Genomic DNA, 18,055 nt, shown 5'->3' on the forward strand with positions numbered 1-18,055 from the left:
TCAGCCCCGCAGTTTGAGGGCGAGGACCGGGCAGGCGTCGACGGCGGCCGACAGGTCCTGGCGGTGTTCCTCACCGGGCTGCTCGTCGAGCACCACGACCGTGCCGTCGTCGCCCACCTCGAAGAAGTCGGGCGCCATCGCCTCGCACATGCCCAGCCCGTCGCATTTCGTGCGGTCAGCCTCGATCTTCATCATGCTCCAACCCTTCCCGGTGCCACGAAATCGACCTTCTCCCGCACCCCGCAGTCCGGGCAGCACCACGAATCCGGGATCGCCGACCACGGGGTCCCGGCGGGGAAACCCTCCCGCGGGTCGCCGAGTTTCTCGTCGTACACATAGCCGCAGCCGGGGCACATCCCGCCCTCGGTAGCGTCGCCGTGCGTGTCGGCGACGTGCCGCGACGGCGCGGTGACCCGCGTTCCGTACCGCGCCAGCACTTTGGCCCGTTTCGACGGCTGGATGTTGGCGCGGGAGATGTCGCCGTCGAAATGGGCGAGCACCCGCGGATCCATCACGCGCCGCCAGACCGGCGGGACCAGCGCCAGCACGATCATCCCGGCGTAGCCCGTCGGGAGCACCGGCGATTCCGCGAAATCACGCAGCGTCTGGTAGCGGCGGGTCGGGTTGGCGTGGTGATCGCTGTGCCGCTGCAGGTGGTAGAGCAGCACGTTGGTGGCGATGTTGTTGGAGTTCCAGCTGTGGCTGGGGTCCACGCGTTCGTACCGGCGGCGGTTCGCCCGCCCGACCATCTGCCGGCACATGCCGTAATGCTCCATGTAGTTCACGACCTCCAGCAGCGAGAAACCGACCACCGCCTGGATCACCAGGTACGGCAGGATCCCCGGCCCCAGCCACACGGCCATCGCCGCCCACAGCACCGCGGACATCAGCCAGGCGTTGAGCACGTCGTTGCCGATCCGGAACGGATGCCGGTCGCGCCGGGCGTAGCGCTTGCGCTCCAGCCCCCACGCGGATTTCAGCGAGCCGAACACGGTGCGCGGCCAGAACCGGTAGAAGCTCTCCCCCACCCGGCTGCTCGCCGGGTCCTCGGGAGTGGCCACCCGGACGTGGTGGCCGCGGTTGTGCTCGATGTAGAAGTGGCCGTAGAAGCTCTGCGCCAGCGCGATCTTCGACAGCCAGCGCTCGTGGCTCTCCTTCTTGTGCCCGAGTTCGTGCGCGGTGTTGATGCCGATCCCGCCGATGCAGCCGATCGAGATCGCCAGGCCGATCTTGTCCGCGACGGACAGGTCGCCGCGGGCGATCAGCCAGAACGCCACCACGAAACCCGCGTACTGGATGGGCAGGAACGCGAAGGTGATCCACCGGTAGTAGCGATCCCGCTCCAGCCGCTCGATCACGTCGTCGGGCGGATTGCTGCGGTCCAGCCCGGCCACCAGGTCGATCAGCGGCACGATCACCAGGATCACGATCGGCCCGATCCAGAACCACACCCCCCAGCCGGTGGCCGCGTGCAGGCCGATGGCCAGGAACGCGAGCGAAGGCACCACCAGGCCGATCAGCCACAGATATCGCTTGCCGTCGGTCCAGCGTTCGGTCGAGCCCGCCGGGATCGTGCCCGTCATCTCGCTCATCGCACCCTCCTCCGTTGGCTGGGTTTACAAAACCATAGGTGATGTACACCTGATTTGACAAGATGCCACCTTTTGTAAACCCAGCGTTGCTTCATTTCGTGAGAATCTGGCGATATCTTGTGTTCGTAAGGAAACTTACTTAACTTGTGACGACACGCCGCGACCCACTTCGTCCGCCCGAAGGAGCGCGAATGCCCAGATCACCTCGCCGGATGCGACCCGCCGCGGTGGCCACCGTCGCCGCCGCCCTGCTGGTCCTCCCCGCCACCGCCGCCACCGCGACCACTACGGCGAACAGCCCGTGGCCGGGCGGTTCCGCCGTCACGAACGCCGACGGTTCGAACGTCCTCGGCGGCAATATGAGCGGCCTGTCGTTCAGCGGCCCCGACGTCCTCTGGGCGGTCAAGAACGGCCCTGGCACCCTCTACCGCCTCGTGCGCAACGGCTCGAAATGGCAGCCGGACACCGCAAACGGCTGGTCGTCGGGCAAGCAGCTGCGCTACCGCGGCGGCAGCGGCGACCCCGACGCCGAAGCCGTCGTGGCGACCCCGGACGGCGTGGTCGCGGCCACCGAACGCGACGGCGACAACAGCAAGACGAGCTCGCTCAAGGTGCTCCGGTACGACGTCTCCGGTACGGCCAAAACCCTCAGCGCGAAGGCCGAATGGGATCTGACCCCGGATTTGCCGAAGGTCTCGGCCAACGACGGCCTCGAAGCCGTCTCGTGGATCCCGGACAGCGCCCTCACCGCCAAGGGGTTCGTCGACCAGCGCACGAAGGCGCCGTACAACCCGGGCAGCTACCCCGGCCACGGGACCGGCCTCTACCTCGTCGGTCTCGAGAGCAACGGGATGATCTACGCCTACGCGCTCGACCAGGCGGGCGGGAAGTACACCCGGGTCGCGAGTTTCGCGAGCGGGCTCGACTCGATCATGGAACTCGAGTACGAGGCTTCCACCGGCAAGCTGTGGGCGGTCTGCGACGACAACTGCGGCGGCGATTCGGCGACGCTCGCCGTCGGCGCGCAGGGCGCGTTCGCCGTCACGGCCACGTACGACCGTCCCAGCGGCATGCCGGACTACAACAACGAAGGCTTCGCGATTTCGGCCACGTGCGCCTCCGGGACCAAGCAGGTGGTCTGGGCCGACGACGGCAACGAAAGCGGCCACGCGCTCCGCGCCGGCACCCTCTCCTGCGGCTGAACGGGACACGACATGAAATTCGCCTCCCTCGCGATTCTCCCGGCACTGACCATTCCCCTGTTCCTGCCGTCCGCGGCACTCGCCGGCGACGGCTGGGAATCCATCGGCACCGGCATGACCTCCGGCGCCAGCGGCATCGCCGTCCTCGACAAGGGCGACGACCGGGTCGACGCGCTTGTCTTGCGGGACAACAAGAAACCCGGAGAGAACCGGGCGGTCCGGGTCCGGCTCGAGCACGGCAAAGTGTCCAAGGTGGACTCGATCGACTGGCCGGGCGAGCTCCCGGTCGACCTGGAAGCCGCCGAACCGGTGCCGGGGAAGACCGGCGAGTTCATCGCACTGGCCAGCGACGGCAAGGGCTTTCACTTCAAGCTGAAGGACCGGAACCTGAAGGTGCTCGGCACTTTCCAGGTACCGAAAGGCGACCCGAAGGACAACTACGAGGGTTTCGCACTGAAAAAGGTGAATGACCGGTTGTTCGCGGTCTGGGCGGACCGCGGGCAGGACGCCCGGCCCGCCACGCTGTACTCCGCGGAGTTCTCGGTCTCGAAGCTGTCCTTCAAGAAGCCGAAGTCGATCCCGTTCCGGGTCCCGTACCCGGCCACGGACGTCCGGCACACCTCGGACGTCGAGATCACCGCGGACGACCGCGTCCTGGTCTCGGCCGCCTCCGACCCCGGCGACGAAGGACCGTTCGATTCGGCCGTGTACGAAGCGGGCGTGCTCCGCTCCGACGGGTCGATCGCGCTCTCCCCCGTCCCGGTGAGGATCGGCGACTTCCCCGGCCACAAGATCGAGGCGTTGACCTGTCTCTCGCGCTCGTGCCGCAGCCTGCTCTACGGCACCGACGACGAGGCCGCGGGCGGTAGGCTCCGGATCGCGACCAGGAACGAGCCGGAGGACCAGTGATCAGCGAAGACCTGCGCGAGCGCCGCCACAAGATCATCGAAGAGCACATGGACACCGAGGTGGCCCACGAGTTCGACCGGACGCTGGGCACCTTCAACGGCCATCCGCACTACGAGATCATGGCGACCGGGCAGATCTTCGACGGCGGCGAAGAGGTCATGGCGTACTACCGCATGACCCGCACGGCGTTCCCGGACCAGCGGCACGACAACGTCCGCTACCACTTCGCCGACGAGTCGGTCATCGTCGAATTCGACCTGCTCGGCACCAACCTCGGCGAGTTCTACGGCCGTCCGCCGACCGGCAAGGCGTTCCGGGTGCCGATCATCGCGGTGTTCTTCTTCGACGAAGACCGGATCACCAACGAGCGCATCTACTTCGACGCCGCCAGCCTGATCACCCAGGCCGGGCACGCCGAACTGCTGACCTTGCTGGCGTCGGGCGAGGTCTGACCGGCAGGCCGATGATCACCCGAGGCGGGATAGACCGAACGCGGTGAGGAAACCCGTCACCGTGATCAACCCGGTCCACAGCTGAGCGTCTTCGAACGCCTCGGGGATCATCGTGTCGGCGATCATGGCGAGGATCGCGCCTCCCGCGATCGCGGTGATCACCGCGAGGCCGGCACCGGACGCTTCGCCGAGAACGCCGTAGCCGAGCAACGCCGCCACACCGCTGATCACGGCGATTCCGCCCCAGAGCGCGAAGACATAGCGCGGGCTCCGGCCCGCCCGCTTCATCCCGGCGGCGCTGGACAGCCCTTCCGGGACGTTGCTGATGAACACGGCGGCCACGGTCACGACACTGACACTTCCGCCGCCGAGCAGGCTGGTGCCGATCACCATCGATTCGGGGACGCCGTCCAGCAGGGCGCCGAGCGCGATGGCGGTGCCGGAGCCTGCCTGATCGGCTTCGGACGGCTGCTGGTCACCCGAGCGTTTGCGATGACGGGCACCTCGCCGGGCGAGTCCGACGTTCGCGAGGGTGTAGACCAGGGCACCGCCGAGCGCACCGAGCGCGGTCGGCAGGAAACCGCCCTTTTCGTGTGCTTCGGCGATCAGCTCGAAGGAGACGGCTGAGATCAGCACGCCGCTTCCGAAAGCCATGACGCCTGCGACGGCCCGGCCCGGGATCCGGATCAGGAAACCGACCATGGCGCCGAGTAGCAAGGCCGATCCGGCCAGGAGACCCCAGCCACCCGCCGCCAGCAGATCCGGCACACGTTCCTCCCGCTCACCGCTCGAAACCCGGACGCACCTCAGTCTGGACGCCCCGGTGGCCGGACGCGCGCCGGAGGATTACGCCAACGCAGCCGGGGTATCCGGCCGCCATGGAACGAGAAGACACGGCGCGTGGTTCCCACCCGGCGGAGCAACGCAAGAGCGCCGCGCGGCGTCCGCCGCAGGTGGCGCGCTCGTCGTCGGCGCGGCCTTCCTGCTTGTCGGCGTCCTCGGCTTCATTCCGGGCATCACCACCGGCTACGACGGCCTGGAGTTCGCGGGACACCATTCCGGAGCCCGGTTGTTCGGCGTTTTCGCGGTGTCGATCCTGCACAACCTGGTGCACCTGCTGTTCGGCGTCGTGGGCGTGCTCGCCGCGCGCAAACGCGCCGCTTCCCGCGTCTTCCTCATGGTCGGCGGCGGGATCTACCTGCTCCTGTGGATCGTCGGCCTGGCGATCCCGCAGAGCAGCCCGGGGAACTTCCTCCCGTTCAACGTCGCCGACAACTGGCTGCATCTGGGCCTCGGCGTCGGCATGATGGCGCTCGGTGTCTTCACGACCGCGCTCGAACGCAAGGCGGGCGACTATCCGGAACCGGATCTGCAGCACCAGTGAAAAGGGTCCGGGCCCGCCGCGGAAGCGACGGGCCCGGACTCTTTCAGACCTTGATCACGCCACGTCGTAGCGGTCGAGGTTCATGACCTTGTCCCACGCCGCCACGAAGTCGCGGACGAACTTCTCCTTGGCGTCGTCGCTGGCGTAGACCTCCGCCACCGCGCGAAGCTCGGAGTTCGACCCGAACACGAGGTCGGCCCGGGTACCGGTCCACTTGACCTCGCCGGTCGCGGAGTCGCGGCCTTCGAAGACCTCCGCGTCGGCGGACGTGGCCGTCCACTGCACGCCCATGTCGAGCAGGTTCGTGAAGAAGTCGTTGGTCAGCGCCCCCGGCTTCTCGGTGAACACGCCGTGCTGGGACTGCTGGGCGTTGGCGCCGAGGACACGCAGACCGCCGACGAGGACGGTCATCTCGGGCGCGCTCAGGTTCAGCAGGTTCGCGCGGTCGATGAGCAGGTACTCCGTCGGGAGACGGTGCCCCTTGCCCCGGTAGTTGCGGAACCCGTCCACGGTCGGCTCCAGCGGCGCGAACGACTCGACGTCGGTCTGCTCCGCCGTCGCGTCGGTGCGGCCCGGCGTGAACGGCACGGTGACCTCGTGGCCGGCGTCCTTGGCCGCCTGCTCGACGGCGGCAACGCCGCCCAGCACGATCAGGTCGGCGAGCGAGACCTTCTTGCCGCCGGTCTGGGCGCCGTTGAAGGCCTCCTGGACACCTTCGAGGGTCCGCAGCACCTGAGACAGCGTCTGCGGGTCGTTGACCTCCCAGTCACGCTGCGGCTCGAGGCGGATGCGGGCACCGTTCGCGCCACCGCGCTTGTCGCTGCCGCGGAAGGTCGAGGCCGACGCCCACGCGGTCGAGACCAGCTGCGAGACCGACAGGCCCGAAGCGAGCAGCTTCTCCTTGAGGGAGGCGATGTCCGCGTCGTCGATCAGCTCGTGGTCGACGGCGGGCACCGGGTCCTGCCAGATCAGCGTCTCCTGCGGCACCAGCGGGCCCAGGTAACGCTGGATCGGGCCCATGTCGCGGTGGGTCAGCTTGAACCAGGCGCGGGCGAAGGCGTCCGCGAACTGGTCCGGGTTCTCGTAGAACCGGCGCGAGATCTGCTCGTAGACCGGGTCGAAACGCAGCGCCAGGTCGGTGGTGAGCATGCCGGGCGCGCGGTTGAGCTTGCCGTCCTCGGGGTCCGGGACGGTGTTCTTGGCCTTGCCGTCCTTCGGCGTCCACTGGTGGGCGCCCGCCGGGCTCTTGGTCAGCTCCCACTCGTACTCGAAGAGGTTGTGGAAGAACCAGTTGCTCCACTGGGTCGGGGTCGGCGTCCAGGTGACCTCCAGGCCACTGGTGATCGCGTCGCGTCCCTTGCCGCTGCCGAAGCTGTTCTTCCAGCCGAGGCCCTGCTCCTCGATCGAAGCGCCCTCGGGCTCGGCCCCGACGTACTTGTCCGGGTCGGCCGCGCCGTGAGTCTTGCCGAAGCTGTGGCCACCGGCGATCAGCGCGACGGTCTCCTCGTCGTTCATCGCCATCCGGCCGAAGGTCTCGCGGATGTCGCGGGCCGCGGCCAGCGGGTCCGGGTTGCCGTTCGGGCCTTCCGGGTTCACGTAGATGAGGCCCATCTGCACGGCGGCCAGCGGGCCCTCGAGCTGACGGTCACCGCTGTAGCGCTCGTCGCCGAGCCAGGTGCGCTCGGGACCCCAGTACACGTCCTCGTCCGGCTCCCAGACGTCGGCGCGGCCACCGGCGAAGCCGAAGGTCTTGAAGCCCATGGTCTCCAGCGCGCGGTTGCCGGTGAAGATCATCAGGTCGGCCCACGAGATCTTGCGGCCGTACTTCTTCTTGACCGGCCAGAGCAGGCGGCGGGCCTTGTCGAGGTTGCCGTTGTCCGGCCAGCTGTTCAGCGGGGCGAAGCGCTGCATGCCCGCGCCCGCGCCGCCGCGGCCGTCCTCGATCCGGTAGGTACCGGCGCTGTGCCACGCCATGCGGATCATGAAGCCGCCGTAGTGGCCGAAGTCCGCGGGCCACCAGTCCTGCGAAGTCGTCAGGACGGCGTCGACGTCCTTGGCGAGTTCATTGAGGTCGAGGGTCTTGAACTCGGCGGCGTAGTCGAACCCGGCGTCCATGGGGTCGGAAGCCGCGGAGTGCTTCCGGAGGATCTTCAGGTTGAGCTGGTTCGGCCACCAGTCGCGGTTGCCCGCGCCTTCGGTGGGGTGGTTGCGGCGGCCCGACGAGACGGGGCAGCCGCCCGCGCTCTCTTCGTTCATTTCGCCGATGACGGCGTCCGGGCTGTCAGACACGGGAATCCTTCCGGGAATCAGAACTGCAGGGCTCAAGAACGGGGTTCGATCGCACAGTCGGGGCACAGGCCCCAGTAGATGACCTCGGCTTCTTCGATCAGGAAGCCTTGGTCGTTCGACGCGGTCAAACAGGGTGCGGGACCGACGGCGCAGTCGACGTCGGCGATGGCACCACAGGTTCGGCACACGACGTGGTGGTGGTTGTCCCCGACCCGGGACTCGTAGCGTGCCACGGACCCCGACGGCTGGATCCGCCGTACGAGACCCGCGGCGGTCAGTGCCCGCAACACGTCGTAAATGGCCTGGTGAGAGACCTCGCCGAGCTCCGTACGCACGGCACCGATGATCGAGTCGGTGTCGGCGTGCGGGTGATCGCGTACCGCTGTCAGCACGGCCACCCTCGGACGCGTCACGCGCAGGGAGGCCCCGCGCAGCATCCGCTCGAACTCCTGGGTCGTGGGCACGGCCGCAGTCTGGCCCATTTTCTGGAATGAATCAAGTTCGCAGGATCCCGGGCGTGTCTCCGCACGCGCATGCCCGGGCACCGCACGCGCGTGCCCGGCGCCGGGACTCGCGTGATCCGGGATGGGCGGTCACCGTTGACGACGTCGGCTCCGTGACGTTCGTTACGGATTCTCGTCAAGATTTTCGCCCTTCGTCGACAATCGAGTGAAAACGCGATGTGAAGTGGCTCGCGATAACCGCTTGCCCACCCGAAGGTGCGAAATTCGGATGAAACTTGCACCCCCGAAAGGGAATCTCCACTGCCACAGCGGGTTTTCCGCGTACTCCAAACACAAACCGGTGCACCCGCGATGCCCTGGACGAGTGAGAGGCCATGCCGGAGCGTGGCCGCGGCGACCACGTTCACCTTCATCCGGAGGCCGCAATCCGTTGCCAGAGCGTGATTCCCGGCATCTTCGCTGCTCCGAGGCAACTCGCATAGTCGCCCCACGACGCATGTCCCGCGTGATAGCGTCTGCGCCCTGCTCCCCATAGTCCGGCTTCACCCACCAGCAAGGAAAATCATGCCCGAACAAGGTCTCGGCACCGTCGTGGCGGTGGACGGCCCAGCGGCGGCGGGCAAGACCACCACCTGTCTGGCACTGTCGAAATCATTCGACCTGCGCTATCTCGAAAGCGGCAAGACTTACCGCATCATCGCTTTCGAAGCACTTCAGCGCCGCATTCCGGTCGACAACGCCACGAAAGTCACCTGCCTCTGCGACGAATTGATCACGGCGAGCCGTTCCGCGAGCCTGCTGACTTCCGACCGCTACGCCCCGGACAACCTTCGCGCCACCCGGGTCAACGTCGCCGTTTCGGCGGTCGCCAAGATCGCGGAGGTCCGCCAGCGGGTCACCAGCCTCATCAGGCTTTGGGCCGGCGCACAGCCTCGCTGCGTCATCGAGGGCCGGGACATCGGCACCACCATTTTCCCCGCCGCGACCGTGAAGTTCTACTTGACCGCGAAGCCCGAAGTCCGGGCGATGCGGCGTGTACGGCAAGAGCGCTCGGCCTCCTACGAACACGTTCTCGACGACGTGATCCGCCGGGACGAGGCCGACATGTCCCGGGCGACGTCGCCGTTGGTCCCCGCCGAGGACGCCATCAGAATCGACACCACCGACCTCACCGTCGAGCAGGTACTGCGGCTGATGACATCGGCGTGTCGCGACAGAGGATTAGAGATCAACCGTTAGTGCGAGTACGCTTCTGCTTTGTCTGCGACGAAGCTAAGTTGACCATGGGTATGACTTCAAGTGATCGATCAATGACGAGGAGTATTGGTTATGAGACCGGCGATGGCGAAGAAAAACGTAGCCGAACCGGTGAACACCGATTGCCTCTTTTGTCATTTCGATGACGCATCGGTGAATGACGTACTGGTCGACGGAAACGAGATCTACGTTCGGTGGGACAACTTCCCCGCCGCCAAGGGACATGTCGAGGTCGTCCCGAAAAGGCACGTGGAGTCCTACTTCTCGCTCACGGCGAGCGAGCACGCCGAAGTCTATGCGCTGATCAAGCAGGCCTGGCGCCGGATCCAGGACCAGTTCCAGCCGGACGGCTACACCATCGGCGTGAACGAAGGGCAAGCGGCGGGCCGGACGATCGACCACCTGCACATCCACCTGATCCCCCGCTACGAGGGCGACGTGGCGGATCCGCGAGGCGGTATCCGTCATGTACTACCGGGGACCAACCCCGACGAGTGGCTCGGCCGGTAGCCCTTTCCTCGCCTCCACGACGAACCAGCTGCCGCGTCCGCTCGGCCATACCCGTGCCGAGACGAAGCCGGCGGCGGCCAGCTCGTCCACCACGACTTCCCGTCTGCGCAACGAAAACCATCTCGGCGACGGCATCCGGGCACTGCGCGCCCACCCTTCGCCGTCCCCTTCCTTGAGGCTGATCGCCGTGACACCGCCGGGCGCGAGCACTCGATGGATTTCGGAGAAGACGCGCGGGTGCGCCTCGCTCGGTAAGTGCACGATGCTGGCACAGGCCCAGACACCGTCGAACACTCCGGCGGCCAGCGGCAGGGCCAAGAGATCGCAGAGCACCGCACCGTCCACCGCGCAACGACTTCGGGTGTGCCGGAGCAACTCCTCACTGAGGTCGGCCGCCATCACGGCCGCGCCGCGTCCGATCAGATATTCGGCGTCCCGGCCCGCGCCACAACCGAGGTCCAGCACCGAACTTCCGGGCAGGGCATCGAAGAATCGGTCCAGTTCGTGGTCCAGGCCGGGAAACAGGTCGAGTGTGCCGGTGGCCCGGACGTACACCGCGGCGTTCTCGTCGTAGGCTCGGCGAGTACTCGACACCAAGGCGCGAAGGTTCTTGTCGTTCAGGTGCATTCGAAGTCCTCGCGACCGATGGCCATGCCCAGATTGGTCATCTCCTCCAGCAGTTCCCGCCGCGCGAGCACCTCGTAACCCCGGCCGGCGTCGACGCTCACACAGCCGACGAACTTGTTGCGCCCGCTTCTGATCGGCGTGACGAACAGCGCGGTCCGGTGTTTGAGGGCCTGGAACTCCTCCCACGTCAGGTTCATCACCGATTCCGCACCGAAGCGCGCCACGTGGTCGTCGAACTTCGCCTCGTCGGTGAGGCAGGCCGCCAACGGTGCGACATCGAACGTCACCTCGCGATCGTGCTGCCAGCACAGTCCCACCGCGCCGATGCCCCGCACCGGCGCGAAACTCCGCGTCGCCGGAAAGGAGGACATCCGGTAGGAGGACAGTCGTTTCAGGACCCCGCGGATCGGATGCCTCAGTGTGCGCGTCTTCCGCCACACGTGGAGCGCCAGGTCGCCGGTGTCCAGCGGCGGATCGATCTTCGCGCTGATCTCGAGCAACCTGCCGAACGTGGACAACACGCGACGGCGCATCATGACGTTCCGGTCCACGAAGGCCCGTCGTTGCCAGCTTTCGAACGGTGCGAAAGCACCGAACACCCCGGCCGTGACGAGCGCGACCAGCAGCAGGTACGAGCGGTCGTGCAGGAGGTCGTCCCAGAAGGCCTTCGCAGGTACGTTGTACGCCTTGCCCGCCAGGAAGAGCGTCGCCGACAGCAGGATCGCCTTGTCCGCGATCTTGGCCGCCTTCCGGCTCATGCCTTTCCGTCGCGCTGGTGCCGCCACGCCTCGCCCGGCAGGTCCGCCCGCTCGCCGTTATTCCCGGTCATGACCACTTCGGGCCGCTCCGTGACCACACCGATCCGATGGAAGCTCAGCGCTTCGGCAAGGTCGTCCACCTGCGTGGGCGGCACGGTGAAGACGAGTTCGAAGTCGACCGAGTCGCCCATGACCAGGCTCAACGGCTCCACATCCACGTGAGCGGCCACGGCGGCCACCGCCTTGGGGACGGGAATGGACCGCTCGTCGACGTCGATCCCGACTCCGCTCGACTCGGCGATGCTCAGCAAGGCCGCCTTCAGCCCGTCGGAGGTGTCCAGACAACTCGTGACCACTCCGCTGGCGCCGAGCGCGAGTCCCTCGTCCACTCTGGCCACCGGTCGTTTCCAGGCGGAAAGCAACGACGGCACCAGGCTGTCGATGACCAGGTCCGGGACGCCCGAGCGCAGGTACGCCATCGCCGCTCCGGCGGGTCCGGTCGGCGCGGTGAGGCAGACGACGTCACCGGGTTTCGCGCCGGACCGCAGCAGCGCCCGGCCCGCCGGGCACACCCCGAGAGCCGACGCCGAAAGGATCAGGCGTTCCGCGCCACCGATGTCGCCACCCACGTTGAGGCAGCCGAAGGCGGCGCACGCGTCGCGGATGCCGCGCATGACGAGACCGAACAGCGCGTCGTCCATTTCGGCCGGATACCGCACGACCGAAAGCAGCCCGATCGGCTTCGCGCCCATCGCCGCGATGTCGCTCAGATTCGCGGCGACCAGGTAGTACCCCAGGTCGTATTCGTCGAGGTGTCCCATCTCGTACAGCCTGAACTTGGGCCCGCGGACGTAATCGGAGCCCACCACGAGGTCGTGCTCGCCCGCCAGCCGGAAGACCGCGCAGTCGTCTTGGGCGTCGGCTCCCGCGGTCAGGTCCACCCGGCCACCGTCCGGGAACGAAACCGGGACGAACTCGCTTGCCTGCCGGGCGAACAACGGCACGATGGCCGTGGCCAGTCTCGTCGGTTCGTCCGAGAATTTCTCACTCACCACAGGGCAGCTCCACCTCGTCGCCACTGAGTTTCCCAGGCCAGTAATCCACCATTCGCATGGTCTCGCGAAGATCCCTTTTCCGCATCACCACCGCGTAGTCCCATTCCGGATCCTCGATCGCCAGCACGGCGCCGACGATCGAGCGGAGATACTGCCTTTTCTGCGCACCGGTCGGCAGGTAAACCCGGACTTTCTCCCGGTACACACGGAGGAAATAGGCCGAAGACGGCCAAGGCGCGAGCGTGAGTTCCCCGAGCGAATCCAGGTCCCGGTGGAACAGGCCGTCCCCGATCAGGAGGTCGTCAACGGCGTCTCCGTCGACGGGGAGAAAGTGCAGATGCGCGTGCGTGATGCACGCGTGGCTCTCCTGTCCGGCACTCGAACCGTGTTCGAGGATCAGCGGCTCGCCGAAGGTCTCCCGGTACAGCGGCATGAACTCGTCGAGAAGGCCGCACACCTCGTCCTGATGAAGGGAAAGCACCTGGGCGAACGACAAGTGGTGATTCGACGGCAGCAGCAGGAGATGTCCGAGCACGAGCGGCGACATATCGGCCAGCAGCGTCAAGTTTTCCGTCGAATGTATTAGCCGGGACGGTGGGTCGCCTTCGTAGAAACGGGCGAAGGAAGTGTCAGCAGAACCCGAAAGCTCTTCGCAGAAGTCCGCACCCGCGCACTGCATGGTTTCGATCATGTCTCCCCCTGCCGCCTCGCTTCGTCCTGGCCTTCGCCGAGCAGAGCACCTGGATTTTTGCGCACGGTCATGGCGGACTTGAACGGTCAATGCGGAGATTAGCTCGAACGTCGTAACCCGCTCACGGATTCGTGACGACGGGAATTTGGACAAAAGCAGGACACATCATGGCCGATACATACTCGCCTGCCGCACGACGTGAAAAAGCGTCCGTCACCCGGTGGATGACGGACGCTTTCCGACTGTCGCTATCCGTTCGAATTCACGGCGATTTCGGCGAAATCCGCACTCAGCCGTCTTCGCGTGCCAAGAGTTCCCGGACCCGTTCCTGCAGCGCCTCCCTCGGGTACGCGTTCACCTGGGCGCCGGCCATCCGCACCGGGTCGCCGAAGAAGAAGTACTCGTACAGCGACTCCCGCCCGGCGAAGCTCGAGACCGACGCGTCGAACGCCAGCTTGAACAGCCGCGCGCGGTCCTTGGCCGGCAGGGTGGCCGACTGGAGATAGGTGTCGATGTCGGGGCGGCCCTCCGCCTCGAAGTCCGCCTCACCCGGCAGCGCCATGAGGCCGGAGGCGGAGAACTTGCGGATGATCTCGGTCAGCCTCGGCGAGACCTTCGTGGGGTACCAGTTCCTGGCGGCGTTCAGGACCTCCCACTTGGGCAGGAAGACGCCGTCCTCGCTGAGCTTGCCGTCGGCCTCCGCCGCGCGCAGCACGGCCTTCTCGATCTCGACGTAGGAGATCAGCTCCGACAGATCCTGCTGGATGTGCTGGAAGCCGCCGATCCCGATCGCGGCGGCGATCTCACTGGCGAGCCCGAGGTAGAACTCCGTCTTGGCCAGCGTGCGGGTGACGACCTGGTGGGTCATCAGCGCGCCGGCGCCGGTCTCGGAGTACCACGCGTTGCACAGTTCCGGATGCCCCAGCAGGAAGACGCGCTCGTTCGGGACGAAGACGTCGTCGAAGACCACGACCGCGTCCATCTCCTCGAACCGGGAGGCCAGCGGTTCGTCGAAGGTCGAGCGGCCGTGGTCGAGCCCGGCGCGACAGAAGTACTTCAGCCCGGGCGCGTCGTTCGGGACGGCGAAAGCGTAGGAATACGGGGCGTCCTCGGGAGTTCCGCGCAGGACGGTCGACGGGAAGACCAGGAGTTCGTCGGCGATCGGCGCGATCGTGGCGAGCATCCGGGCACCGCGGACGACGATGCCGTCCTCCCGTTCCTCGACCACCTTCGCCGACAGGTTTCCACCGCCCTGCTGACTGCCCGACACCGAACGGTTGACCTGCGGCGGGATCAAAGTGTGCGTCGCGAGCAGATCGTTCTCGCGCGCCATCTCGTAGTACTTCTCGATGCGCTCGCCGTAGACAGGATCGGCCTGGGAAAAGAACTTCTTCGCAGCCGAGAGGGCCGTGAGCGACGAGTTCATGTAGTCGCCGGTGCGGCCGAGGAATCCGTTCGAGTACTCGGCCCACACGGAGAACGCGGCGCGGCGGCGCTTGAGGTCCTCCTCGCTGCGCGGCACCAGGAACGACATTCCGACCCGCTCCCCCGTGGCCGGCGATTCGTAGGTCAGGACGTCGCGGTGCGCCGGGTCGTGCTGGAGGTCGAACAGCTTCGCGTAGGTCAGCGCGTTGTTGCGGAAGGCCGGATGCTCGGCGACCTTGGCGGTCACCTTCTCGCCGTCGACGTACAGCTCCGGTGTCATCGCGTTGAGCTTGTCGAGGTACTGCTGTCCGGTACGGGCTCCCATGTCGTGCTCCTTCTCGGGTGGACGTCGTTGTCAGAACAGGGATTCGTGACCTTGCGCGGATTCGTGGATCGTCGAGAACCGCCCGTCGACGAAGCCGAGCGCGTCACCGGAGCGGTAGTCGAACTCCCGCACCTCACCGAGGAACAGGGTGTGATCGCCGCCGTCGTAGGCGGCCCACGGCGTGCAGTCGAACCAGCTCAGGGCGCCGGCGAGTCGCGGCGCGTGCCCGCCTTCGACCCACGTCGGCGCGCCTTCGGGAGTCGGGCGGCCGGCGAAGTTCATCGCCAGCGCCTCTTGCTCGGCGCCGAGGACGTTGACCGCGAAGGGACGGTCGGCCAGCAGGTCGTGGCTCTTCACGGTGCGCTGGATCGAAACGAGGACGAGCGGCGGATCCATCGAGACCGCGGTGAAGGAGTTCACCGTCAGGCCGTGCCGTTTCGTCGCGGCGTCGAAGGTCACCACCGCGACACCCGTCGCGAACCGGCCCAGGCAGCCCCGGAAGAACTGCGCCGGCGGCCGATAGAGGCTCGATCCCGGCGGAAAACTGGTTTCGCGTGACATCATCGTCTGTTCCTGTTCTATAATCGAACAGCCAGTTCAACTATCGAAATGGATCGTATACGATGGTTTCGGACTCCCGCAAGGCCGCGAGCACGTCCCAGACACTCAGCCGCGGCATCCGCGTCCTCGAAGTCCTTGCCGACGCCCAAGAACCGCTCAGCGTCGACCGGATCGCCGAACGGCTCGGGGTGCACCGCTCGATCGCGTACCGGCTCATCCGCACGCTCGAAGAGCACGGACTCCTCACCCGGGACCCCGCCGGGAAATACGAACTCGGTGCGCGATTGGCGGCCCTGGCGGCGGGGATCAAACACGATCTGCAGGCCGCGGCGCTGCCCGAATTGACCGCGGTCGCGAACGAGCTCGGCATGACGTGTTTCGTGGCGGTGATGGACCGCGAGGAATGCGTGACCCTGGTCAGCGTGGAACCCCGGCACGCCGTCGCGTCCGTCGCGCAGCGCCCGGGGTCCAGGCATCCGTTCACCGCGGGCGCACCAGGCCGCGCGATCCTTTCCCAGCTTCCGGAAGAGAACTGGCCGGCGGGAATCGAGGAAGTCGCAGGCCGCGGCTACGCGGACAGCCACGGCGAGGTGATCGAGAACCTCAGCTCGGTGGCCGTGCCACTCCCCCTGCGCGGGCACGCCCCGGCGGCCCTCGCGGTCGTCTATCTGTCCAGCACACGTACCCCCGCCGAGCTCGCGGAGCGGCTCAAGGCGGCGGCGAAGGCCGTCCGTGACGCTCTCGGCGGGTGAGCGTCACGGACGGCGGGATCACTTGGGGAAGCGCAGCGGGCTGACGGTGGGATGAAGGCTCCCTTCGCCGCGCCTGATGCGGTGAAAGGAGCCTTCATTCCCGGTCAAGGGTGGGTCGTGAGTGCCGTTTCGGGTTAGGGCCAAGGCTGTTTTAGGTACCTACTGGTTCCCGAAAAGATTGGCCGCGGACCGGTTTCTTACGGCGGTTTCGCGTGACTGGACGGACGACACGCGTGTTCGGACGGACGCCTCTCGGTGAAACCCCGCCCGCGCTCGTGTCGTCCACCCAGTCACGCGTGTCGTCCGCCGGATCACCGTGTCGTCCGGTCAATCACGGACACCGCCGATGCTGAACCCTCGTGACCACCCGCACCGACCAGGCCACGTTCGGCTTGACCTCACTTGGAGAAGCGCAGCGGGCTGACCGCCTGCTCGGCTTCGTGGTCGGGCCCGAGCGGGATGCCCGACCGGTCGCGCAGCAACAAAGTGGCGATGAGGCCGATGACGGTCATCCCGCCCAGGTAGACGGCGACGGACACCGAAGTTCCGGTCGCGTCGACCAGCGCCGTGGCGATCGTCGGTGCGAACGCGCCACCGAGGATCGCGCCCAGCGCGTACGAGATCGAGACGCCGGAGAACCGGATGGACGCGGGGAACAGTTCCGCGTAGAACGCCGCCTGCTGGCCGTAGGTGAACCCGAGCCCGACACTCAGGATGATCAACCCCAGCGCCAGCAACACGATGTTCCCGGTGTCCACCAACGGAAAGAGCAGCGCGACGCCGGCGAGCTGGGCGATCCAGCCGACGACGTAGGTGCGCCGCCTGCCGATCCGGTCGGAGACCGCGCCCGCCGCCCACGTCGAGATCAGCCAGGTCGCCGCGGACGCGGTCACCGCCCAGAGCACCGGGCCGCGGTCGAGTCCGAGCGGCCCCTTCGGGTTGGTCGCGTAGTTCTGGATGTAGCCGCCGGTGGTCATGTAGCCGACGGCGTTGTTGCCCGCGAACACCAGCGCGGCCACCACCACGAGCACGGCGTGCTTGCGGAACAGCTGGATGATCGGGGTCCGGGTCCGCTCACGGCGTTCGGCGATCTCCCGGAAGACCGGGCTCTCCTCGACCCGGCGCCGCACGTAGTGACCGACCAGGATCAGCACGACGCTGAGCAGGAACGGGATCCGCCAGCCCCAATCGAGGAACGCCTGCCCGGGGACGAGCAGGCTGGTCAGCGCCAGCACACCGGAAGCCAGCAGCAAACCGAGCGGGACACCGATCTGCGGCGAGGCGCCGAAGAGTCCCCGTCGCTTCGACGGCGCGTGTTCGACGGCCATCAGGACGGCGCCGCCCCATTCCCCGCCCGCCGAGATCCCCTGCAGGATCCGAAGCAGGATGAGCAGTACCGGCGCGAGCACCCCGATCTGGTCGAACGTCGGGAGCACCCCGATCAGCGTGGTCGCGGCGCCCATCAGGATCAGGGTGAGCACCAGGACCACCCGGCGGCCGTACTTGTCGCCGAAGTGCCCGGCGAGGAACGCGCCGAGGGGGCGGAACAGGAAGCTCACGCCCACCGTGGCGAAGGAAACGAGCGTGCTGTTCGCCCCGAGGCCGGAGAAGAACAGCTTGCCGAAGACGAGACCGGCCGCGGACGCGTAAACGAAGAAGTCGTACCACTCGACGGTGGTACCGACGACGGTCGCGAAGGCGACCCGGCGCCGGTCGGAGGACGGTGGGGCGGTCCGGCCGGATATGCGTTCATCCTGGGCTGGGTTCGACACGTGGACTCCTTTGTCGTCGGCCACCTTGCC

Annotated in this window: 19 protein-coding genes; 7 read left to right on the forward strand and 12 right to left on the reverse strand. The window is 67.1% G+C overall.

Features of this window, described 5'->3' with window-relative positions:
• Both AVR91_RS04570 and AVR91_RS04575 read right to left on the reverse strand, forming a co-directional pair.
• On the reverse strand, positions 1-195 hold the full coding sequence (locus AVR91_RS04570) for a ferredoxin (protein ID WP_063271805.1): 195 nt from the start codon (positions 193-195) through the stop codon (positions 1-3).
• The gene (locus AVR91_RS04575; protein WP_063271804.1) at positions 192-1,592 is read right to left on the reverse strand and encodes a fatty acid desaturase; all 1,401 of its coding nucleotides are present in this window, start codon (positions 1,590-1,592) and stop codon (positions 192-194) included. Before AVR91_RS04575 ends, AVR91_RS04570 begins: the two co-directional genes overlap by 4 nt.
• 191 nt (positions 1,593-1,783) lie before the next feature.
• Between AVR91_RS04575 and AVR91_RS04580 the strand changes: the two genes are divergently transcribed.
• Genes AVR91_RS04580 through AVR91_RS04590 form a run of 3 tightly spaced genes read left to right on the forward strand, consistent with a single transcriptional unit; the run spans position 1,784 to position 4,155 of the window.
• Positions 1,784-2,794 (forward strand): SdiA-regulated/phytase-like domain-containing protein, encoded by a 1,011-nt coding sequence (locus AVR91_RS04580; RefSeq protein WP_063271803.1) that lies wholly within the window; start codon positions 1,784-1,786, stop codon positions 2,792-2,794.
• A gap of 12 nt (positions 2,795-2,806) precedes the next feature.
• The gene (locus AVR91_RS04585; protein WP_063271802.1) at positions 2,807-3,703 is read left to right on the forward strand and encodes a hypothetical protein; all 897 of its coding nucleotides are present in this window, start codon (positions 2,807-2,809) and stop codon (positions 3,701-3,703) included.
• Positions 3,700-4,155 carry an ester cyclase gene (locus tag AVR91_RS04590; protein WP_063271801.1) on the forward strand — a complete coding sequence of 152 codons (456 nt, stop codon included), beginning with the start codon at positions 3,700-3,702 and terminating at the stop codon, positions 4,153-4,155. The genes AVR91_RS04585 and AVR91_RS04590 overlap by 4 nt, the downstream gene beginning before the upstream one ends.
• 15 nt (positions 4,156-4,170) lie before the next feature.
• On the opposite strand, the gene AVR91_RS04595 is transcribed toward AVR91_RS04590, so the two are convergent.
• Positions 4,171-4,923 carry a ZIP family metal transporter gene (locus tag AVR91_RS04595; protein WP_063271800.1) on the reverse strand — a complete coding sequence of 251 codons (753 nt, stop codon included), beginning with the start codon at positions 4,921-4,923 and terminating at the stop codon, positions 4,171-4,173.
• A 55-nt stretch (positions 4,924-4,978) separates the two neighbouring features.
• On the opposite strand from AVR91_RS04595, the gene AVR91_RS42375 reads away from it, so the two are divergent.
• On the forward strand, positions 4,979-5,539 hold the full coding sequence (locus AVR91_RS42375) for a DUF4383 domain-containing protein (protein WP_228709123.1): 561 nt from the start codon (positions 4,979-4,981) through the stop codon (positions 5,537-5,539).
• 54 nt (positions 5,540-5,593) lie between these two features.
• Here the strand turns inward: AVR91_RS42375 and katG are convergent, their stop codons facing one another.
• Both katG and AVR91_RS04610 read right to left on the reverse strand, forming a co-directional pair.
• Complete coding sequence (katG, locus tag AVR91_RS04605; RefSeq protein ID WP_063271799.1) at positions 5,594-7,828, reverse strand: catalase/peroxidase HPI; 2,235 nt, start codon at positions 7,826-7,828, stop codon at positions 5,594-5,596.
• Positions 7,829-7,860: 32 nt separating this feature from the next.
• Positions 7,861-8,292 (reverse strand): Fur family transcriptional regulator, encoded by a 432-nt coding sequence (locus AVR91_RS04610; RefSeq protein WP_063271825.1) that lies wholly within the window; start codon positions 8,290-8,292, stop codon positions 7,861-7,863.
• A gap of 591 nt (positions 8,293-8,883) precedes the next feature.
• Here AVR91_RS04610 and cmk point away from each other — a divergent pair.
• On the forward strand, positions 8,884-9,531 hold the full coding sequence (gene cmk, locus AVR91_RS04615; protein WP_158077384.1) for a (d)CMP kinase: 648 nt from the start codon (positions 8,884-8,886) through the stop codon (positions 9,529-9,531).
• 102 nt (positions 9,532-9,633) lie between these two features.
• Positions 9,634-10,059: an HIT family protein gene (locus AVR91_RS04620; protein ID WP_228709124.1), complete on the forward strand. Its 426-nt coding sequence runs from the start codon at positions 9,634-9,636 to the stop codon at positions 10,057-10,059.
• Here AVR91_RS04620 and AVR91_RS04625 read toward each other — a convergent pair.
• The 6 genes from AVR91_RS04625 to AVR91_RS04650 form a co-directional block, all read right to left on the reverse strand.
• A complete protein-coding gene (locus AVR91_RS04625) occupies positions 10,021-10,686 on the reverse strand; it encodes a class I SAM-dependent methyltransferase (RefSeq protein WP_063271796.1) in 666 nt (221 codons plus the stop codon). The two genes, AVR91_RS04620 and AVR91_RS04625, sit on opposite strands and share 39 nt — an antisense overlap.
• Positions 10,677-11,444 (reverse strand): hypothetical protein, encoded by a 768-nt coding sequence (locus AVR91_RS04630; RefSeq protein ID WP_063271795.1) that lies wholly within the window; start codon positions 11,442-11,444, stop codon positions 10,677-10,679. Before AVR91_RS04630 ends, AVR91_RS04625 begins: the two co-directional genes overlap by 10 nt.
• The gene (gene thiL, locus AVR91_RS04635) at positions 11,441-12,496 is read right to left on the reverse strand and encodes a thiamine-phosphate kinase (protein WP_228708270.1); all 1,056 of its coding nucleotides are present in this window, start codon (positions 12,494-12,496) and stop codon (positions 11,441-11,443) included. The genes AVR91_RS04630 and thiL overlap by 4 nt, the downstream gene beginning before the upstream one ends.
• Positions 12,489-13,190, reverse strand: a complete 702-nt coding sequence (locus AVR91_RS04640; protein WP_076857260.1) for a hypothetical protein — start codon at positions 13,188-13,190, stop codon at positions 12,489-12,491. Before AVR91_RS04640 ends, thiL begins: the two co-directional genes overlap by 8 nt.
• A 289-nt stretch (positions 13,191-13,479) precedes the next feature.
• Positions 13,480-14,940 (reverse strand): 4-hydroxyphenylacetate 3-monooxygenase, oxygenase component, encoded by a 1,461-nt coding sequence (gene hpaB, locus AVR91_RS04645; RefSeq protein ID WP_063271792.1) that lies wholly within the window; start codon positions 14,938-14,940, stop codon positions 13,480-13,482.
• 30 nt (positions 14,941-14,970) lie between these two features.
• A complete protein-coding gene (locus tag AVR91_RS04650) occupies positions 14,971-15,504 on the reverse strand; it encodes a flavin reductase family protein (RefSeq protein WP_063271791.1) in 534 nt (177 codons plus the stop codon).
• Positions 15,505-15,563: 59 nt separating this feature from the next.
• Between AVR91_RS04650 and AVR91_RS04655 the strand changes: the two genes are divergently transcribed.
• On the forward strand, positions 15,564-16,253 hold the full coding sequence (locus AVR91_RS04655; protein WP_063271790.1) for an IclR family transcriptional regulator: 690 nt from the start codon (positions 15,564-15,566) through the stop codon (positions 16,251-16,253).
• Between the two features lie 398 nt (positions 16,254-16,651).
• Here AVR91_RS04655 and AVR91_RS04660 read toward each other — a convergent pair whose 3' ends face one another.
• The gene (locus AVR91_RS04660) at positions 16,652-18,025 is read right to left on the reverse strand and encodes an MFS transporter (RefSeq protein WP_063271789.1); all 1,374 of its coding nucleotides are present in this window, start codon (positions 18,023-18,025) and stop codon (positions 16,652-16,654) included.
• Positions 18,026-18,055 lie beyond the last annotated feature (30 nt).

Origin of the sequence: Amycolatopsis keratiniphila subsp. keratiniphila (assembly GCF_001620365.2) — a bacterium.
Lineage (GTDB): Bacteria > Actinomycetota > Actinomycetes > Mycobacteriales > Pseudonocardiaceae > Amycolatopsis > Amycolatopsis keratiniphila.

Coding starts and splice junctions, on each gene's coding strand:
- AVR91_RS04570 (WP_063271805.1), bottom strand. CDS start 195: ATGATGAAGATCGAGGCTGACCGCACGAAATGCGACGGGCTGGGCATG.
- AVR91_RS04575 (WP_063271804.1), bottom strand. CDS start 1,592: ATGAGCGAGATGACGGGCACGATCCCGGCGGGCTCGACCGAACGCTGG.
- AVR91_RS04580 (WP_063271803.1), top strand. CDS start 1,784: ATGCCCAGATCACCTCGCCGGATGCGACCCGCCGCGGTGGCCACCGTC.
- AVR91_RS04585 (WP_063271802.1), top strand. CDS start 2,807: ATGAAATTCGCCTCCCTCGCGATTCTCCCGGCACTGACCATTCCCCTG.
- AVR91_RS04620 (WP_228709124.1), top strand. CDS start 9,634: ATGGCGAAGAAAAACGTAGCCGAACCGGTGAACACCGATTGCCTCTTT.
- AVR91_RS04625 (WP_063271796.1), bottom strand. CDS start 10,686: ATGCACCTGAACGACAAGAACCTTCGCGCCTTGGTGTCGAGTACTCGC.
- AVR91_RS04630 (WP_063271795.1), bottom strand. CDS start 11,444: ATGAGCCGGAAGGCGGCCAAGATCGCGGACAAGGCGATCCTGCTGTCG.
- AVR91_RS04640 (WP_076857260.1), bottom strand. CDS start 13,190: ATGATCGAAACCATGCAGTGCGCGGGTGCGGACTTCTGCGAAGAGCTT.
- hpaB (WP_063271792.1), bottom strand. CDS start 14,940: ATGGGAGCCCGTACCGGACAGCAGTACCTCGACAAGCTCAACGCGATG.
- AVR91_RS04650 (WP_063271791.1), bottom strand. CDS start 15,504: ATGATGTCACGCGAAACCAGTTTTCCGCCGGGATCGAGCCTCTATCGG.
- AVR91_RS04655 (WP_063271790.1), top strand. CDS start 15,564: ATGGTTTCGGACTCCCGCAAGGCCGCGAGCACGTCCCAGACACTCAGC.